Annotated in this window: 25 protein-coding genes; all 25 read left to right on the top strand. The window is 46.6% G+C overall.

The annotated features are described in order from the left end of the window. The first annotated feature begins 11 nt into the window (after nt 1–11). Nucleotides 12–224: a ribosomal-processing cysteine protease Prp gene (locus ACIFQN_RS26560; RefSeq protein WP_429836046.1), complete on the top strand. Its 213-nt coding sequence runs from the start codon at nt 12–14 to the stop codon at nt 222–224. Then, complete coding sequence (locus ACIFQN_RS26555) at nt 221–895, top strand: hypothetical protein (RefSeq protein WP_429836045.1); 675 nt, start codon at nt 221–223, stop codon at nt 893–895. The genes ACIFQN_RS26560 and ACIFQN_RS26555 overlap by 4 nt, the downstream gene beginning before the upstream one ends. 14 nt (nt 896–909) lie before the next feature. Then, nucleotides 910–1,893, top strand: a complete 984-nt coding sequence (locus ACIFQN_RS26550) for a phage major capsid protein (protein ID WP_429836044.1) — start codon at nt 910–912, stop codon at nt 1,891–1,893. Between the two features lie 29 nt (nt 1,894–1,922). Further along, nucleotides 1,923–2,093, top strand: coding sequence for a hypothetical protein (locus ACIFQN_RS26545; protein ID WP_429836043.1), 171 nt, complete (start codon nt 1,923–1,925; stop codon nt 2,091–2,093). Further along, entirely contained in the window at nt 2,074–2,391 is a 318-nt protein-coding gene (locus ACIFQN_RS26540) for a DNA-packaging protein (protein ID WP_429836042.1), read from the top strand. The genes ACIFQN_RS26545 and ACIFQN_RS26540 overlap by 20 nt, the downstream gene beginning before the upstream one ends. Then, nucleotides 2,379–2,765: a hypothetical protein gene (locus tag ACIFQN_RS26535; protein WP_429836041.1), complete on the top strand. Its 387-nt coding sequence runs from the start codon at nt 2,379–2,381 to the stop codon at nt 2,763–2,765. Before ACIFQN_RS26540 ends, ACIFQN_RS26535 begins: the two co-directional genes overlap by 13 nt. Further along, a complete protein-coding gene (locus ACIFQN_RS26530) occupies nt 2,765–3,262 on the top strand; it encodes an HK97 gp10 family phage protein (protein ID WP_429836040.1) in 498 nt (165 codons plus the stop codon). Before ACIFQN_RS26535 ends, ACIFQN_RS26530 begins: the two co-directional genes overlap by 1 nt. Further along, nucleotides 3,252–3,719, top strand: a complete 468-nt coding sequence (locus tag ACIFQN_RS26525; protein WP_429836039.1) for a hypothetical protein — start codon at nt 3,252–3,254, stop codon at nt 3,717–3,719. The genes ACIFQN_RS26530 and ACIFQN_RS26525 overlap by 11 nt, the downstream gene beginning before the upstream one ends. Beyond that, the gene (locus tag ACIFQN_RS26520) at nt 3,709–3,912 is read left to right on the top strand and encodes a hypothetical protein (protein WP_429836038.1); all 204 of its coding nucleotides are present in this window, start codon (nt 3,709–3,711) and stop codon (nt 3,910–3,912) included. The genes ACIFQN_RS26525 and ACIFQN_RS26520 overlap by 11 nt, the downstream gene beginning before the upstream one ends. Beyond that, nucleotides 3,913–5,328, top strand: a complete 1,416-nt coding sequence (locus ACIFQN_RS26515) for a phage tail sheath N-terminal beta-sandwich domain-containing protein (RefSeq protein ID WP_429836037.1) — start codon at nt 3,913–3,915, stop codon at nt 5,326–5,328. Nucleotides 5,329–5,339: 11 nt separating this feature from the next. Beyond that, a complete protein-coding gene (locus ACIFQN_RS26510) occupies nt 5,340–5,741 on the top strand; it encodes a phage tail tube protein (RefSeq protein WP_429836036.1) in 402 nt (133 codons plus the stop codon). Between the two features lie 30 nt (nt 5,742–5,771). Then, nucleotides 5,772–6,203, top strand: coding sequence for a phage tail assembly chaperone (locus ACIFQN_RS26505; RefSeq protein WP_429836035.1), 432 nt, complete (start codon nt 5,772–5,774; stop codon nt 6,201–6,203). 200 nt (nt 6,204–6,403) lie between these two features. After that, nucleotides 6,404–8,743: a phage tail tape measure protein gene (locus ACIFQN_RS26500; protein ID WP_429836034.1), complete on the top strand. Its 2,340-nt coding sequence runs from the start codon at nt 6,404–6,406 to the stop codon at nt 8,741–8,743. A 55-nt stretch (nt 8,744–8,798) separates the two neighbouring features. Next, the gene (locus ACIFQN_RS26495) at nt 8,799–9,059 is read left to right on the top strand and encodes a hypothetical protein (RefSeq protein WP_429836033.1); all 261 of its coding nucleotides are present in this window, start codon (nt 8,799–8,801) and stop codon (nt 9,057–9,059) included. 52 nt (nt 9,060–9,111) lie between these two features. Next, nucleotides 9,112–9,696 (top strand): hypothetical protein, encoded by a 585-nt coding sequence (locus ACIFQN_RS26490; RefSeq protein ID WP_429836032.1) that lies wholly within the window; start codon nt 9,112–9,114, stop codon nt 9,694–9,696. 16 nt (nt 9,697–9,712) lie between these two features. Further along, nucleotides 9,713–10,705: an XkdQ/YqbQ family protein gene (locus tag ACIFQN_RS26485; protein WP_429836031.1), complete on the top strand. Its 993-nt coding sequence runs from the start codon at nt 9,713–9,715 to the stop codon at nt 10,703–10,705. Beyond that, a complete protein-coding gene (locus tag ACIFQN_RS26480) occupies nt 10,702–11,121 on the top strand; it encodes a DUF2577 family protein (protein WP_429836030.1) in 420 nt (139 codons plus the stop codon). Before ACIFQN_RS26485 ends, ACIFQN_RS26480 begins: the two co-directional genes overlap by 4 nt. Beyond that, nucleotides 11,118–11,558: a DUF2634 domain-containing protein gene (locus tag ACIFQN_RS26475; protein ID WP_429836029.1), complete on the top strand. Its 441-nt coding sequence runs from the start codon at nt 11,118–11,120 to the stop codon at nt 11,556–11,558. Before ACIFQN_RS26480 ends, ACIFQN_RS26475 begins: the two co-directional genes overlap by 4 nt. After that, nucleotides 11,555–12,664: a baseplate J/gp47 family protein gene (locus ACIFQN_RS26470; RefSeq protein ID WP_429836028.1), complete on the top strand. Its 1,110-nt coding sequence runs from the start codon at nt 11,555–11,557 to the stop codon at nt 12,662–12,664. The genes ACIFQN_RS26475 and ACIFQN_RS26470 overlap by 4 nt, the downstream gene beginning before the upstream one ends. After that, nucleotides 12,661–13,233: a putative phage tail protein gene (locus ACIFQN_RS26465; RefSeq protein WP_429836027.1), complete on the top strand. Its 573-nt coding sequence runs from the start codon at nt 12,661–12,663 to the stop codon at nt 13,231–13,233. The genes ACIFQN_RS26470 and ACIFQN_RS26465 overlap by 4 nt, the downstream gene beginning before the upstream one ends. Next, entirely contained in the window at nt 13,233–13,514 is a 282-nt protein-coding gene (locus ACIFQN_RS26460) for a hypothetical protein (protein ID WP_429836026.1), read from the top strand. Before ACIFQN_RS26465 ends, ACIFQN_RS26460 begins: the two co-directional genes overlap by 1 nt. Next, complete coding sequence (locus tag ACIFQN_RS26455) at nt 13,514–13,786, top strand: hypothetical protein (RefSeq protein WP_429836025.1); 273 nt, start codon at nt 13,514–13,516, stop codon at nt 13,784–13,786. Before ACIFQN_RS26460 ends, ACIFQN_RS26455 begins: the two co-directional genes overlap by 1 nt. A 68-nt stretch (nt 13,787–13,854) precedes the next feature. After that, complete coding sequence (locus ACIFQN_RS26450) at nt 13,855–17,403, top strand: DNRLRE domain-containing protein (protein ID WP_429836024.1); 3,549 nt, start codon at nt 13,855–13,857, stop codon at nt 17,401–17,403. 29 nt (nt 17,404–17,432) lie between these two features. Beyond that, nucleotides 17,433–17,621 carry a hypothetical protein gene (locus ACIFQN_RS26445; RefSeq protein ID WP_429836023.1) on the top strand — a complete coding sequence of 63 codons (189 nt, stop codon included), beginning with the start codon at nt 17,433–17,435 and terminating at the stop codon, nt 17,619–17,621. Between the two features lie 12 nt (nt 17,622–17,633). Beyond that, nucleotides 17,634–17,909: a hypothetical protein gene (locus ACIFQN_RS26440; protein WP_429836022.1), complete on the top strand. Its 276-nt coding sequence runs from the start codon at nt 17,634–17,636 to the stop codon at nt 17,907–17,909. Nucleotides 17,910–18,561: the final 652 nt, after the last annotated feature.

Raw genomic sequence — 18,561 nt, 5'->3', positions numbered from 1 at the left:
GCGAGGTCGATGTGATCAGGATTCAAGCGTACCTAGACAATGGTGAGATGAAAATTCACGCGGTTGGCCATGCAAATTATGCCGCGCATGGAAAGGATATCGTCTGCGCCGGTGTTTCTACCATCATGCAGACTGCGTTGCTTGGGATTCAAGCGATTGCACAGCAATATCCCGAGCATGTGTCTTTAGAAATTCAATCCGAGGAAGGAGAAGAAACGAAATGAAAAAGTCTCAATGGTTATTTCGCTTGCAACGATTTAATGAAGGGGGTGGAGACAGCGGACAAGATGGAACTGGTCAAGGCGGGGGAGGCCAGAGTAACGCCTCAGACTCTTCTAATTCGAACGGTGGGAACCAACAAAATACGGGTTCTGATTCAAAAGGAGGGGAGGGTAATCAGGCGGCAGTATCATTTACATCGCGGCAAGACTACGATGCTGCTCTGCAAGGAGCTGTAAGTGACTTCCTCAAAGGCTTAGGCATTGAAAAAGCTGACGACTTGAAGGGAATTGTTGATACTCATAAACAACAATTGGAAGCCCAGAAGACTGCGGAACAGAAATTGTCTGAACGGGAAACCGACTTGAAAACAGCTAACGGTACCATTCAAAGTCTGCGCATCGAAAATGCCTTCATTACAGAAGCAATCAATCAAGGAATTGATGCGGACAAGCTTCCTGACGCTATTCGCCTGGTTGATCTGACAAAGGTTGAGGTGACGGAGGCGGGCAAGATCAAGAATATTGAAAAGCACGTCACAGAGTTGATTACAGCAAAGCCATGGTTGAAAAGCGACGGTACACCGCGCGGAAATACTCCAGCGGCCAAGCCGCCTACCAATCAAAAAAGCACGATCCCAAATATTTCAGACCTGCGCAAAATGCAGCGAATCTAAGGAGGAATATTCTCATGATGAAAAAAGATAATGAATCTACTGTTATGGCACTGCTTTCTGCTTTCACATTCGACCTTCAAAAATTTGCAGAAGGAGCAATGCTCAGTAGCGAACTGACCGGATTGATTCCGGAAGAAACTTCTCAGGAAATTGTGAAGGATGTAGTCCGCGGTTCAGCTATTTTAAAGCTTGCTGAACTGGAGCCAATGACCACGGCGACCAAGAAGATTCCTGTTCTGTTGGACGGACCTGGTGCCTACTGGGTTGGTGAAGGCGAGCGCATCCAAACTTCCAAAGCCACCTGGGCACAAGTTACGCTCAACGCCAAGAAACTGGCAGTAATCGTACCTATGTCGAAGGAAGCTCTTAACCGATCCCGTGTGGATGTATTCGAAGAATTAAAGCCTTACATTGCAGAGGCTTTCTATACAAAACTGGATGCAGCTGCATTCCTCGGAACAGCTTCGCCGTTTGCGAGCAACATCCTGACTGCTGCAGTTAACTCTGGCAACAGCTTCACACGTGGATCCGTGGCAGGACAGAATCTTGCAGATGACGTAAATAGCGTCATGGCATTGATTGAAGCTGATGACCAAGAGCCGCGTGCTTTTGGCGCCCACTTTGGTTTGAAATCATCTTTGCGCGGTCTGAAAAACAGCCAAGGTGATCCGCTCTACCTGACATCCGTGCGTGATGGGGTTTCCGAAGACTCCCTTTACGCCTTGCCGATTGAGTACTGCCGTAATGGAGCATGGGACAAAACGAAAGCGGATCTGATCGCCGGTGACTTTAAAAAGGCGAAAGTCGGTATTCTGCAACAAATCGAATACGAAATCTTGAAAGAGGCTACATTGCAAAGCGTGAATGCTGCGGATGGTAAGCCTCTTTCTCTTGCTGAGCAGGACATGGTTGCCTTGAAGGCGACTTTCCAAGTGGCATTCTTGGTGGTAAAAGAAAGTGCATTTGGCGTGCTGCGTCCAACCGGATTTGTCTCTTAATAGATTTTCATGAAAGGAAGTGTTGAGCCATGAGTAAAGCAAGCGACATCCTCGTAATCAGCAAGGGGAAAGAAAAGCTGAAAGTGACGCGAAAAGCGTTTCAGGTGATTTATGCGCAGCACGGGTACAAGGTTGAAGATGACCCATCCCCAGATACAGAAAAACCGCCGGTGACAACAAATGGCGATTCTGACAAGTAGTGAGCTGATCGGGTTTTATCCGGAATTCACCACTTGGGATGGGCCACGCCTTGACGCGGTAGTATTGCGGGCAAATATTTTCGTAGAGGGACAGGTGACGATTCCCGATCCTGTCCCTGGTGAATTAAAGCTTGCTGTCGCCATGATCGTCAAAGACATGGCGCAAGACCGTAGGCTGAGCAGCACGAAGCAAGGGGACTACCAAGAGTCGTTTTCCTACGTGAGCAATGACCCGAAGGTGGAGACGATCCTGAAAAAATACAGGACGAACAGGGGACAGAAGCTGTGGATGATTTGAGCGAATACAAGCGGCTCCTGTGCCACACATTTACCCTTCTGGATGTAGGGGGGGATGCTGACCCATTCACAGGGGGAAAAGATCGCTTAGAATGGCTCCCAGTTGCTCAAGGAGTGCCTTGCAGGGTATCTGGTTCCCCTGGACGCATTCAACAGCTTACTGGGCGGCAGGCGACGCCTCAGGACTTCTTGATGCACACACTTCACTCTGATTTGAAGGCGGGGCTGCGCATCAAGATCGAACAACCGGAGTTTGCTGGGAACCTGTATAAAGTCAGTCTTCCCTATCCTGTGTATGGTGCCGAAAACCTTCACCATTACGAAGTAGTCATTACAAAGATTGACCCGGTAACTGGAGAGGAACCTGAAATCTGATGGCTAAGGTGAACAAGAAAGACCTGGAACGTCAGTACAAACGCTTGAATAAACAGTCCAAACGAGAAGTACAAGTTTCTATGGATCGGGTGGCTCGTGCTGCTGGATTGCAGGTTTTAAGGGGAGCACAAGATAGAGTGCCGTCACGTGACGGCCTTCTTCGTGCTTCACTGATGCTTGGTCACAAAGAGAACGTTTTTGATTTTGTGTTAAACGGGTTACGTGCCGAAATTACAATCGGTACCAGCCTGTCATATGCACGTTACGTAGAAGAGGGCTTCACGCAGCGTAAGGGACAGTTTGTGCCGGGTTATTGGGACAAGGAAAAGTTTATCTATGTCCCTGATCATCCTGGCGGAATGATACTGAAAGGCAAGCGGATTCCCGGTGTTCATTATCTCGCAAGATCAGAAGCTGAAGTGGAGTCGATTATGGACGAGTTGGTAAAAGAGGAACTAGACGATTTGGCAAGGAGGTTATTCCCTGATGGGCGATGATGTGTTGTCAGTTCGACACTGGTTGTTTTCCCTGACGGGAATCCGAACAGAGAACCTTTTAGTACCCAAGGACTTTAAACGACCCATATGGTTTGTTGAGGAGCCCTTTCGTATTCCAGAACCACGGCGCGCAGATGCGTATCGCGAAAAAGGGACTATGAATTTTGTTCTGATGGCAAAGGATGCAGAGCAACTCACGACTCTATCTATGGTCATCAGGCAGAACCTTGCGGATCGTCGATGGATTCTTCCACTCTACGGTTCTGATAGGCAGCAGAAAGGTCACCTGCGAGAGTGTCGTTTGACCATGAGCAAACCGGATAATTTGGACCGATCATTCGAGTTGAAATATACGGCTTATATCCTGTATACGCCTATTGTATACGATCCTCTGGAGGAGATTCATACTCGATTTGATTCAACGTTAGAGAGAGGGGGAAAGCCAAATGGCTCGTAAAGAAGGAACGTCCGATGGTATAAATCAGCCGGTTGTAAAGTACAGCAAAGAGCAGATTTTGAAGGTGGCAGCGCAAAAGTTCGAATTGAATCGGACTGAAGCAATTGCGGCCTTTTTTGATGCTCCAGCAGAACTTTCTGTCGCAGAAGCTGAGGAACACGTGAAGAAGTTTAAGGAAAGGAAGGTGAAGTAAATGGCAGGACAATATCAACCAGGGGAAGAGAAGGTACTTTCCGGTCCTTACTCTTTCCTCAAATCGTTCATCGAAGAGCAGACAACACTTGGACTACGAGGAAAGTTTGCGATGCCAATTGTTGCAGATTGGGGCCCGATCGGTGATTTTGTCACCGTTCGAAATAAAACATCTGCTGAGAAAAAATTCGGTAAGGTGGAGGACTTCGACCTGATTTGGGCAACTGATCCGCAGCCCATCGAAGTTCTTCTTTACCGTGTGGCTGGTGACAGTGCAAAAGCAGCCAGCGCACTGTTGAAAAACGGTGAAACAGACGTGCTTAAAGGCACGGCCAAGTGTAAAGGCAAAGACGGCGATCGTCTAAAAGTGGTCATCCAGCCGAATATCTTGGATGATACCAAGCTTGATGCCCTCACTTATTTTGATTCGGTACTCGTAGAGACACATACTTTCGCCACAAATGATGAACTCGTCAGCGTGTCAACGAGCAGCGATTTTATTGGGTGGGAGAAACTGGCGGATGAACTACCTTCACCTACGGCAGGAACAAACCTGATGGGCGGCGACAGTGGTACAAGCGTAGAGGCCACGAAGTATACGGCATATCAAAACGCGCTGAACGGTCAAAAGGGCAAATTCGGGGTATTTACTCTTGGTATTGCTGATCCGGGATTGAACGCAGCTGCGCAAGATTGGACCGACCAGCAGTATCAGTTGGGCAATTATGTGAGATTTGTTTTTGGCGGCGATTCAACCAGAGATCAAAATAAATCAGCTATTATGCAGGCGAGTAAGGATGCCAATAACATGGCGGTGGTCAACTGCGGCAGTGGCTTCACATGGAAAGGAAAGTCGTATCCAAGTGCCAAAAAAGCGGTCTACATTGGTGCTTTAATGGCAGCATTGCCGCTTAACTACACGATGGCACTCTTTATTACTCCGTTTGACTCATTAACAAAGGAATGGGATGAGGACACCGACCTGACTGAACTTGTAGAAGCAGGAACCCTCATGCTCAACATGGATAACGGTCTTGTGATCATCCAGGAGCCGGTGAACACTCTGACGGTTCCAGGGGTAGATCAGTCGAAAGAGTTTGGCAAGATTCGTGTAGCCGATACGATGCTCTCTATCATGTACGCAGAGGAACAGGCAGGCAAGGAGTGGATCAGGCAGCAACCAAACAGTAACAGCCCAGCACGACGGGCGGCTTTCTGCCAAATGATGAAGGATGAAGTGTTCAGACCATTGGCTACGATTGAAGTGATTGCTTCGAATTACGAATACATCGAGGATCCAGAGTATCACGGGGAAGATCCGGTGTATACGCCTGCCCGTAATGCTGGGCATTTCATTGCAGGCTTCAAACACCAAGACGCTCTCGAGAAGATTTATACCTACAACAAAGCGAAGTGAGGTGATATAGCATGGCAGAAACGTATTCTGGTACCCATGGTCATTTTTTCGATCGAAATGGTAACGAACTGGACGAGTGCATTGGGTTTGAGCTCAACGAAGAGTTTGACAAGGCAGAGAGCAAACGAGCCGGGAGACTTCGAAAGGGGCACCGGGTTGTAAGTTCTTCCGTGAGTATGACCGCCACGTTTGAGCGGACATCCAATGTGCAAAAGTTGATTCAAGAATTGTCGGCCAATCCCGAGAAGAAGGTCAATTTCATCGGGGCCTTGGACGATCCGGTTGCCGGGAAATACCGTGTGGCAGTAAAAGGGTTCTCTCCAGATTCGCTGGCGCTTGCCAAATGGGCGCACGGAGAGATTGACGAGGATACCCCTCTTGAAGGCACGGTTGATGATTACGAATTCATTTAATTAGGGGATACCCCATAAGGAGGAAATGTCATGAGTGAATTTTTAACTATGGAAGAATTTTTGGGAATGAACACTCAAGCAGAAGAGAAAGGGGATTGGGAGTGGAAGCGTAACAAAGTCAAACTTCCCATTCGCTCTGTTCCAGGTGATGTGTACTACAAATCACGTAAAAGCGCGATCAAAGTATCTGTAACGGGGAAGAAGAGTAAGGCAGAGCGCAAAGTAGATTTTGATGATCTTCGTTATAAAGCAGAAATCATTATTGCTGGAATTGACACGGATCGTACTAACTTCCGAATTGATTCCCAGCAGGTGCTGGCGAAGTTCGATAAAGTTGCAGCTGTTGATGTCGTGCCATGTATGTTCCGACCAAACGAAATTGATTCGTTGTATGATGCCATTGCCGCAATCAGCGACTTCGCAGAAGACGAGGAGGCTGAGGAAGAGGTAAAAAACTCATAAAAGAGAGCCCAGAGTTGGCTCTCTTTTCTTACATTTGGCAAGAGAAAAACAGGCTGCCGTCCGAAATACTATGCCTTCCTGAACGTGAAAAGCAATTCGTGCTGGTATCGACTGCTTTGGAGATCGAGAAGAAGGCTGATCAGGCAAAGAAGATGGAAAGGGCGAAAGGTCGACGAGGTAAAGGGAGGAGGAGATAGCGTATGGCAATGACTACAACACTTGCGTTTCAGGATAGAATGTCCAAGCAGCTCTCCTCCATCATGAAATATCTCGGGAGTGTCTTGGATTCCTTGGATGAGGTGGAGGATGCGGCATCCGAATTTGAGCAGGCGCTTGATCACCTTGATCATATTCCCATTGTAGATTTGTCGGATGCTTTCTCCGATGTCCAAGATGAGGCAGCTAGAGCAGTAAAACGAATGGATCAGGTTGACCAAGCGGTTGATACAGTGGACAGTACAAAGATCGGTCGCTTAGAAAAAGCCCTAAGAGACGCGGCAAAGGCTGGAGAAGAAGCTGCGGAGTCTCTCGACCATGTCGATAAGGTTGCAGGACACCTTGAAGAAATTGGGGGACTAGCAACCGCAGGAGGAGCAGTCGTTACTGCTGGTTTATCGACTGCCGCAGTGTCCGCATATGGAATGGATCAGGCGCTTGGCATTCTTCAAGCGAATGTGGGTGCAACTGATCAAGAGATGATGAGCATGTCGGAAAGTGTGAAAGGCCTGTTCACATCAGGTTTCGTAGAAACGCCATTGGAGGCTGCGGAAGCATATGGACGACTTCGCCAACTACTTGAAGGTACAGATGAGCAGATAGGTAAGGTTGGCGAGGGTGCCCTTGCTCTTGAAAAGGCATCGTTTGGAAAACTTGATCAAGATGGAATTGCCAAAGCTCTCGACATGATGCAAGGTCAATGGGCTACTGATCCGATAAAAGGATTGGATATGATCACGGCTGCCTACCAGCAGGTGGGAGATAAAGCAGATGATCTACTCGATACAATCTGGGAATACTCACCGCAATTCAAAGAGGCGGGGATCAGCGCCGAACGAATGATGGGGATGTTTGTAGCGGGGGCTGACAAGGCGTTCAACTTTGATAAGTTAGGAGATGCTTTCAAAGAGTCATTCGGTATTCGTTTGAATAAGGCTCTTGATGAAAATGCTTTAGGAGCACTAGAAGGAATATTCGGGGAAGACAAGATGTTCAAGATGCTCGACCAGATAAAAGCTGGTGGTAAGGAAGCGGAGCAAGCCATAATGGCAATCACTGCCGGGATAGCTTCCATTGAAGATCAGAAGGTACAAGACGATGTTCTATCTAATGTTTTCGGCACGCAATATGAAGATGTGGGCCGTGATGCACTACTAGCAATGCTTGATGCTGGCCCACTTGAGGGTTTCGCTGGGAAAACGAGTGAAATAGTCGGTCAAGTAACAAATGCGTGGCGGGCGATGGCAAACGAAATGCAACTGGCATTTGAGCCGGTTGGAGAGTCTGTTCTTGACGTTGCAAAACCTATCGTTAGCTTTCTAGCTATGATTGCCAAAGGGATTGGCAATTTCACTAAGGAGCATCCGTTTATTACAAAGGTGGCTGTTTCCTTTATGATGTTGGTAGCCGCATTAGGAATGGTAATTGGGCCAATTGTTTTACTCGCAGGGCTTTGGACTCCGATCACAGTTGGGTTGCGTGTAATGACCACTGCTATGAGCGGATTTGGTTTGTCATCTTTAGCGGCTTTATGGCCCATCCTATTAGTCGTCGCGGCTGTTCTTGCATTAATAGCAGTAGGCTGGTGGCTTTATGAAAACTGGGACATGGTCAGCGCCTATTTGGTAGCAGGGTGGGAATGGGTCGAATCAATGGGGATTGCCACCTGGAATGGGCTTTCTGCCTACTTTGGTATGGTGATTGAGTTTTGGAAAGGGCTCTTCACTGGGTTCATCCAGTTTCTAACGGGAGACTGGTCAGGGGGGTGGGAAACGATAAAGGCCACGTTCTTCAATGCCTTTACCACGATTGACGGATGGTTTGATGGATGGATCAGTGGTCTTTTTAGTAGTGGACAAAAGATCATCAGTACAATAGTTGATGGGATACTATCGGTGAAGGACAAGGTAGCTGATGCTCTTTCCAGTGTTTTCGAATGGGCCGATCAATTTCTCCCTCATTCTGATGCTGATTTGGGGCCGTTCTCTCGTTTGACTGATAGTGGTATGGCAATTCCAGAAACAATGGCAATTGGTGTGGAAGCTTCAGGAGATTCATTAGCTGCAGCTATGGATAGTGCGTTTAGCCAGGTTCCAAGCTATACTCCTTCTCTTGCATCGTCTAGAGCAGAACAGTCGTTTTCCAATGGACAGTCTTCTAGCGATACTTTCATTGAACTTCAACAAACGATTCAGGTAATTGTTCAAGGTGGGAATGTTAGCGATCCTGACGAAGTGGAGAAACTAGCTGAAAAAATTGCAGAAATCGTCGCAGAAAAAACGGGACATATATTTGCTGGGACTGGAACGGTTGTTCTTGAGTAGAAGGTAAAGCCTTCCTGTCCATAGAATACATCTTCATAGAAGGAGGTGTATTGCAGTGGGGATCTTCGGTGGAAAAAAGGATTCTGAGTCAAAGGTTGATATGCTCGTAATAACATCTGATAAGCTGGAACGGGACTATGAGCCAATTGGAACCGTATCAGTCTCATCTGCAAAGATAACAAGTGACTTGGACGTTTTTGTTAATATGCTTGCGCTGAAAGCCAAAGAGCAAGGTGCAGACGCAGTTATCTGTTTTAGATATCAGTATAGCGGAGCCGTACATGTTGCTTATGGCACCGCAGTGAAGTTTAAGTAAATAGGGAGGCGCTCTACAAACGTAGGGCGTCTTTTTTATTGGAGGTAGGGAGATGAAATTCAAGCATCTGGAGTTCTGGTTGACCTGGAACAACAATGCGGAAAAGCTACGGCTACCCATCCTGCCGCCAAAGATATCTGTAAAGGTTGGGCATCAATACACAGACATTGAACTGGTAGGAATCGGTGAGGCGACGATTATCGGTGATCCAACTCTGGAAGAGTATTCATTCTCTACGGTTTGGCCGGAACAATACGACTCTGGCATTTGTGATTATGATGGTTTTCCCTCGCCAGAGGAGTTTATCGCGACCATTAAAAGGTGGAAGAACACTGGATACCCCATCCGGTTCACAGTTACTGGGAGTTCTATCAACACACCAGTAACCATTCGGGATTTCCCATACGATTGGGACGGGTTTGATGTTGAATTCAGTTTGACGCTAAAGGAATATCGTTTTGTAACCCTTGAAAGTACCAAGGTGAATATCCAGTTTCAAACGACTGGAAAAGGGAAGAGGCCAGATACCCAATCAGCGAATGTCTCATCCACCAAAAAGAAAAAGGACAAAGACAAGGAAAAGCTGGTCGAAAAATATCTATCACGCGGGAAACCACAATTAAACAAACTGCAGTAAATGTGAGGTGTACACCATGCAGCCCAGGTATCAGTACGAAATACGCATTCAAAAGCCTGGGAAACAGGCTATTCGAATGCCATTCACAGAAGCAACATGGTCAGGTAGCAGGCAAGAAGCAAAGCGTACGCTTGCAGTGAAGACAAATAAAGGTCGTGATCGCTTCTGGCCAGACGTCAACGTAGAAGAGGGTGATCTCATGGAGCTGATATCTCTGTTTAGTGGGTCACCTCGTTCTCTTTTCACTGGCATGGTAGTTGATCTAGGGAAAACCACCAAAGGTGATATTAACCCTGTAGCCTATGACTTCGGCTTCTACCTGCTTAACAATGATGTCGTTGTAGTTTCGACTGGAGAAGCAGCTGATCGGCTCATAACCCGGATCTTTCAGCAACATGGTATTCAAATAGGTGGTATCGGACGGATGCCATCCGTTGAAAAACAGATAATACGTGGAAAGAGTGTCTGGGATGCGGTGGTGGACATTCTCAATCAGGTGTACCAAGCAACTGGGATACGATACTGGTGTTGGATTGAACAAGGCAAGGTGTATGTAGGTACCCAGCGCGGCCAAACCGTGCAGTGGAAAATACAACAGGGAAGTAATCTTCTGGAGGCTAGCAGGAAACGATCGATCGCCAACATGCGCACCGTTGTGAGAGTGGTCGGTAGTGACAACGAATCTGCTGCTATCCTTCATGAGGAAGTGGATCAAACAAATATCAAGCGATACGGACGGATGGTTAAGGTTATTGAGATGAGAGACAAGCAGAAAGGTAGCGCGGTTGCTTTGGGTAAACAGGAACTGCAAAACTTAAGCAAAGTCAAGGACGAGGCTTCGGTAAACGGTCTTGGGATAGACGATGTCATTGCAGGTAATCGAGTAGAGGTCTTCGAGGAGATTACCGGACTGCAGGGAACGTACACTGTTTGGGGAGACAGTCACACGATCAGACCTGGTTACCACGAAATGAAACTGCAGTTGCAGATGGAGGTGAACGGGGCGTGAATGGGTTTCAAAAGCTGGCGATGGTGTTCGGGAGCCAGCAAAGTAATAGCACTCTGAAGAAAGAAGACGTGAAAAAAGAGGTACGTCTGGAGTTTGCAACAGTTCAGACCCCTGAGCCAGAATTATCAATCCTTATCGACGGGATGACTGTTCCTTTTGGTAAGGATTTTTTGTTTGTCGCTGAGGGGATAACCAGGCACAAGCGGATTGCGACGATCACACACGAACAGGATGTGGAGCGCGACGTGGGTGATACGGTACCGTTTCCGAAGGATAGCGATTCGGACGGTGACCTATACAGAAAATTGGCATACGTTGAAATGCAGTTGGAAGACGTGCTCAAAGCTGGAGATCGCATTGTAGTGGCTTCTGTTAATTCTCAATATGTCATCGTGGATCGGGTGAGAAAAGCATGAGTATCTTTCCGGAAATCATGAATCAAGTTGAACCGATCGAACAGTCGGCTGCCTCAGAGACGACTTCGTTACGAACGTATGCTTTTGATATAGAGAAGGGAGAGTTTCCTCTTCAGGCATCTGGAAAGCCAATAGTGTTAGATGGTCCAGAAGCAGTCCAACAAAACGCACAGAAGGCGCTAAGCACTGACCGCTATACGTTCCCGATTTATACGTCGGTGTATGGGAATGAGCTCAAGGAGCTGATCAGAGAAGACGGTACCCGGGAATGGAAACAAGCAGAAGCTCAACGTCTTGTTCGGGAAGCTGTGGAGTATCTATATGGCATCGAGCGTTGCGAAAACTTTGCATTTAAGTGGAATGGAGCCTCATTGAAAATCGATTACTTGCTTGTTACAGAAGACGGAGCCTTCCCACAGGAGGTGATAGTCGAATGATCCAGATCCCTACGGAAGAGGAAATTTATAATAGGTTGATTAACAGGTATCTAGGGATTACAGGGCCCATGAATGTTGACGAGGGCAGCATTCCTTACGATTTCCTAAAGCCGACATCGATGGAAATTGCAGAAGCCTATCAATTTGTTTTGGCTCTATATTATGCCCTTTGGGTGGAATTTGCGGATGGTGACAATCTGGACCTTGCGGTAAGTACGCAGGGGATCGTAAGGAAATTAGCTACTTTGGCGAAGCTCCCGACCCCACAATTAAAACTGGTTGGTTTGTCAGTTGATATCATCCGAGCAGGTACCCGTTTCATGACAGAGGGAACTTCCCCTATGTTTTTTGTTGTACCAGAAGATGTGAGACTGGACGGACTTGGTAACGGACTTGGGTTGTTAGTTGCCGAGGAGGCGGGTCAACAAGGCAATTTGAAAGCAGGCACAAAGCTTTTGCCTGTCAGCACGATCAACGGGCTGCAATCGGTGGAATTGTTGGCCGACCTGGAAGGCGGTACAGATAAAGAAACAGATGCAGATCTTCGAAATCGTTACTGGCAGAAAGTGCGGCGGAGGGCTACCTCGGGTAATGCAGCCCATTACATTGAATGGGCATTGGAAGTATCAGGAGTAACCGAAGCGCGCGCTTTTGAAAACTTGGACGGGCCTAATACTGTTCGAGTTGTGTTACTTGGACAGAATGGCCAACCACCAGACTCCACGATCGTAGCAGCGACAAGGGCACACATCCTCTCCCAGAGACCGCTTGGGCCAGGAGACGACGGTATATTCGTGATGGCAGCTACTCCAAAGTCATTTGATTTTTATTCAAAGGTGAAATTACTCAAGAATTTCGAATTGGAGGATGTGACACCGGCTTACAAGACAGCCTTAGGTGAATATCTCTCAGATTTGCTGGAATCAACAGACGCGGATGATACAACTCGACCTATTGTTTGGACAAAGACAGGGGCATTACTTCTAGGTACAAAAGGTGTGGAAGATTACAGCAATCTCACAATCAATGGTGAAGCGGTAAACAGTACGTTTGGACCAGATGAAGTCCCAGTGCTGGGAGCGGTTACTCTTGAGGTGATGACATGAGCCAGCGTCTAATCAACCTTATGCCTCCGTACTACAAAAATTCCAAGATTGCAAAGGGCATCTTTGGAGCTATAGAAAGCGAATCGGATGGTTTGGTAGCATTTGGTTTGGATGTCATACAACAAGGCAACCCGCGACTTGCTACCTGGGGTATCCAGCAATGGGAAACAGATATGAAACTCGCTGCTGTTCCAGAAGCAACTCCGATTGAGCAAAGAAGGGCGCGAGTATTATCCCGAATGGGTACACCACCGGTTGTAACACCAAAAGAAATGGAAAGGTTACTAGCAGAATTCACACGATCACAAAAAGCCAAGATTGTGGAATACGGTCGGGAAAAGCGATTCTCCATTGAAGTCGGTTTGAATGATCTGACGGATTTAGCAGGTATGTCTTCTGTTGCTCAGGAGATGAAGCCGAAGCACCTATCATTTGCACCTTCTTTGGGAAGTGAGGCAGCCATTAGTTTTGATGAACAAGTCTTTATGACTTCGAGACGATATCACAAAGTAAGCGAATTCCGAGTAGGGATGAAGCCTATGAAGTACCAAAGTGAGGTGAAGCTTTGATGGACCAAGCCTATTTAGAGAGAGTTGCAGGTGACCTACGTCAGCGAATATCAAGTCTGATAGTAAACGATCAGCCAGTTGGAATTCGGAAGGTTGAACAGAGTGGAGCTGGTGTGAACGTGATCACTAATATGGTGAATGGAATTGCCAAGGTAACATCAGTAAAGCTTCTTGATGAAAACGGTGGTCTTATCACACGGCGCACTGCAAATATGGACGTTCCTGATAGCCAGATTCTTGAATTTCGCTTTGAGTTTACCGTGAAAGGAGAGACCTCTTAATGTCCTATGATGCAAAAACGGATTGGGGATACGATGATGATGTAACCGAGCATGACATTAACCGTTGGGAACGCGGCATTGAGGATGCTCATGTTGCCATTGCTATTTTGACCGCTGACGTCTCCAATCTGAAGACGCGTATGAATGTGCTGGAAAGCACGTTGCCGGAGAACTTTCTGTATAACCACTTCAAGGACGATCTTTCCACGATAGACGGAATCAAAGTAATTAGGGGCTACTACAATGAGGCGCAGAGTCGGTTGGAGGTGTAACGATTGGAAGAAATAGGAACCCGTCGAACTAACGGCCATTTGCAGAAGGTTAGGGGAGGGGGAGGAACATGCCGGGTTATACTTTAGCGAAAACGAATACGGTAGTAAGGGACACGTCCATCCAGAAGGATTTGCCTACACAGAATTACAGCGCAAGCACCTCGCTTGTCGTAGGGGTGGGCACGACATCCAATGCAATAACTAGAGCGTTGTTATTTTTTGACCTTGGGATGATTCCTAATGACGTCGTAATTGATAGTGCCAACCTGACATTTTTTCAAACTGACGGGGCTACTTCAAAAACGGTAAATGTCCATAAGTTAACCCAGAGTTTTACGGATTCAACTAACTGGAATACTCAGCCATCTTTTGAGGAAACACCTTCCGCGTCTTTTGTTTCGGTCGGTTATGGTAATGTGGATGTGTCGGTGGACATTAAAAACTTGGTGCAACGATGGGTAAATGGAGAAACCAACTATGGATTGATGCTGAAAGCTGATGACGAAATCACGTTGAACACCTTGAGGCACTTCCAAAGTTTTGAGAATGCAGGAAAAAACCCAATGTTGACCATCATCTACTCAATCCCGACAACAGGCAAAAAACAGATCGAAGTCATTTCTAACAACTTTTCGCCAGCTTACGTTGCTTCTGATACATCTATCTCGGTTCCGATGCAGGCAGGCGCAATATCAGGAGATTTGTTAGTTATTAACCTGTTGGTCGGAAATCAATCCGCTAACGTTACTTTTCCTCCTGGTTGGAATGTTGTCTTGACGACTAATCTATCAACCACAGTAAAAGCTGTTTTAGCAACAAAAACACATAGCGGAAGCGAATCAAACCCTGTAGTTAACGTTAGTGCAGCTACGTACATGTTAGCGAAAATGTCTGCATTCAGAAACGTTAAGGGGATTGTTTCTGCCGATGGACAAGGCGCCCTTTCGGCAACGTCTTTCGTCCCTATTACCGCCACAAAGACTGTCGCTGTGGAAAAAACGGTGTTCGCTCTTTTTAATACGACCATTGGTAACACTTCGTTCACTCCACCGCTAAGCTACGCAGAAGGTTATGACAACACGAACACAAGAACTGCACAAATGTCATTCAGGTACATGCACAGCGATAAAGACCAAACGACGAGTGAAGTTACGACAACGCCTGCTTCTACAAATAGCGGAACGAGTCAATTGCTTGTTCTCGAACCGAATAGCGACCCAATAGTCACTCTCACGTCACCAGCAAATAATCAAACTATCAAACAAGGCACGGACATTAACTTTCAATGGTCTGGTAGCGATCCTGATGGTGACGCACTCACCTATACATTGCAGGTAGGCACATCAGCAGGAGCATCTAACACTTATAATGCCAGTGTAGGGAGCGCCACGTCCAAGAAGGGAATCAGCTCTGCATGGGCAGTAGGCATGTATTACTGGAGAGTTATTGCCGACGATGGAAAAGGCGGGGTAATAAGTTCTGATGAAGGTGTTTTTGGTCTCGCAAAAGGGAACCTGGTTGCGATATCACCTGCAAACTCAGTAGTAAAAGACACTCGTATTAATAGCGTCAATACGACAACTAACTATGCAACAGAGAATACCCTAGCGGTTCAAGGCGGTTCAACCATTGACAGGACGTTGCAATTGTTCGATTTGGGGTTGATACCTAATGGCGCCATTATCAATAGCGCGGTATTAAAATTGAACAAAGAGTCAGGCCCAGCAAGTACGGTTAATCTTCACAAAATAACGTCGAGTTGGGTGGACACAAGTGCGACATGGGCAAATGCTCCTAGTTATGATACAGCACAACCAACGCCTCTTGCTTTTACAACAGCAAATGGGTTACATCAATTTGATGTGAAAACATTAGTACAAGATTGGGTAAACGGAGCAAAAAACTACGGGATGTTATTCAAACTTCCAAATGAAGCAACCAGTGTAAACATCCAATTTAGTTCAGCTAATCACCCCACAGTAGCAAACCGACCAGTTTTAGAAGTCGACTACTCAATCCCGACAACAGGCAAAAAACAGGTGGAGTATGTGGGGGCAGGAACACTTGGGATTACAAATGGTTCATCAAGGACGGTTTCATTACCGACTGGTGTACAAGAAGGGGATTTACTTCTTGTATGTTTAAACATTAACAATACAACATCGGTTGTAACTGCACCATCAGGATGGGTCTTATCTCATTCAACGACAGGCAACGGTATTACCTATCGTGTGTATAAGAAAAATGCACAAAGTGGAGAAGTCAATCCAGTATTCACCTACAGCCCAGTCGGCGAATCGGCATCAATAGCTTATGCGTTTAGAAATGTAAAAGGCGTACATGCGACTTCACAGAATGCCATTACATCAAACCAATCAACATCGTACCCTTTGAGCATTAGTTCCACTGTAGATAATACACTTGCTATTGTGATGACATCGGTATTTGCAGGAGCGACTTTTACTTCTCCACTCAGTTATGCTTCTAAGTTCTCGACGACTTCTACTGATTCGAAGTCTTTCCATTTGATGCAACGTTATTTACACAATTTAAGATCGCAGTCACAAGCAGAAATGACAGTTGCTTTGTCAACCAGTACAACATCGTATAGTACAGCTTTATTGCTTGAACCAAAGACTAACAGCATGCCAACAGTGTCACTCACATCGCCTGCCAATAATCAGACATTGGCGGAAGGAAACACGCTTCCAGTTAAGGGAACTGCGAATGATCAAGATGTTGGGGATTCAGTAACCGTTAGATACAAGATTAATAATGGGGCAGCCAAGAATCTTGATTCAAGGGTTCCGAATGGCAACCCTTTTTCTTTTTCTAAAAATCTTACATTCAGCAATAAGCGGCTCTATGACGGTGCAATCGACATAGTAGGCGTTGATTTGGCTGAAAACGTGGATCATACCCTAACAGTTTGGTCAGAAGACGATAAGCAAGGTAAGAGCGTAGAGGAAACTCGGAAGTTCAAGGTCGTATGGAATCGACCACCCGTTATCTCTGGGGCGAATGAAAATCTTGGGACTATTCTAGTACCTCCGTCGAAAACATACTCGGTTACAGAGCCTGAGACTGACACCTTCACAATCACGGAAAAGGTCAACGGAACAGTCATTGATTCTTTTGTTGGAGTTGCCGGACGACAGGAGACCGTCACGATTCCTCATGATTTATGGATCAGATTGGATTTGGGCGTTGCACACTCCCTTATCGTCGAGGCAATTGATAGCAAAGGGCTGAAATCAACCAGGACCTATACCTTCACTCGTACCGAAACACATATCGAGTTCATGCTGAATTTCGATAACCCTGCTGTGGACGCTCTCTTTACGTTAGACGGCATGCCAGAACGGGTACTGTTCACTCTTGAGCGATACCTACCACCCGGTTCTGAGATTGAAAGCGTGCTGGTTACCAACAATTTTTTGGATGAGGTTGCAACATGGGAAGATGCGACAGGGGCAGTCAGTGGTGGGCGCGGCTATCTCTTCACAAACACTACTAAAACAGCAGAGGACTGGGCTATCTGTGTTTGGGCAACTGTCGCCAAAGGAACCGCTACGCAACGAGTGCATGTGGATGGCTATGGAGGTGCGTTCGATTGAGTATAAAGGTTCAAAACGTGAAGAGCATCATGGAAATTAGGCAGAAGCAAAAGGAAACCCCAGAGGCAAAAATTGCAAGGCTAGAGGCAGAAAAATCCCAACTTGTCGGGGAGGTTAGCCAACTTAAAGCAGAAAAGGCAACTCTTGAAGCACAAGTCGTCCAGGTCAATGCGGATTTGATGGGTTTTATGGAGTATTACTTTGGAAATCAACCATAGGGGGAATGTACAATGGCAGTCTACTCTTTCCGCACGTCAAACTATGCTTACAACATTTTCATCAGCGGAATGCAACGATTTACCCCATCTGATGGTTTTGGTGGTATCCCTACAGAGTACCATGAACCTGTGAAGCAGTTTGCAGCTAAGAACTACACAGCAAATCCTTACGCTGATGAGGAAAACCGCACACGCCAACTTGCTGTTGGTCTCAATAATGGCTGGATTACACAGCAGGAGTTTGATGATACAAGTTCGTACATCGAACCAATCCAAGCTACAACTTAAGCGCCTTGTCCATATGGATAGGGCGTTTTTCTATAGGGAGCTGCTGACGTGGCTCCCATTGTAAATGAATTAACTTTGGATAGGTTCCCAACGCGTGCAGCTTGGTTAACATGAAGGTGCCCGTTGTAAAAACCTTCTTTTCCGTTGATGGAACGCCGTGTGCGATGAAAGTCGCCCGCACGGTGTAGGCTCGAACGAAAACCCTCAAGTACAGAAGGGGATAAGTCGAGAATAGCTCAAAACCGATTACTGACTTAGTTGCTAATGGCACCGCCAAAAATGAACTGGGAGATGTATTTGTACTTCTGTCATTTTCTCAACTAACCGGGGTTACCTCGGCTAAAATTCAATATTCAACAGACCAACAAACATGGCAAGATGCGGAAGTGGATAGCCCTATTACCTCTACAACGGATGAAGTATTTGCAAAATTACCATCCTTCGCTTCCGGGACCTATTATTTCCGGATGATTGTTGATGGAGGGCAGCGAGCGGGTGTGTCCAATATAACAAGCAAATATATTGGGTAATCATCATTTCCATCAACCAGCCCTCGGGGGTAATCCCGGGGGTTTTTTTCACCAAGACTGACAGCCAGCCTCGAACCGATCGGGGCTATTTTTATTGCCCCGAGGGGGTGAGGAGGGCAAAA

This window comes from Brevibacillus sp. NRS-1366 (assembly GCF_050467985.1).
This window is presented reverse-complemented; position numbering and strand designations above follow the sequence as displayed.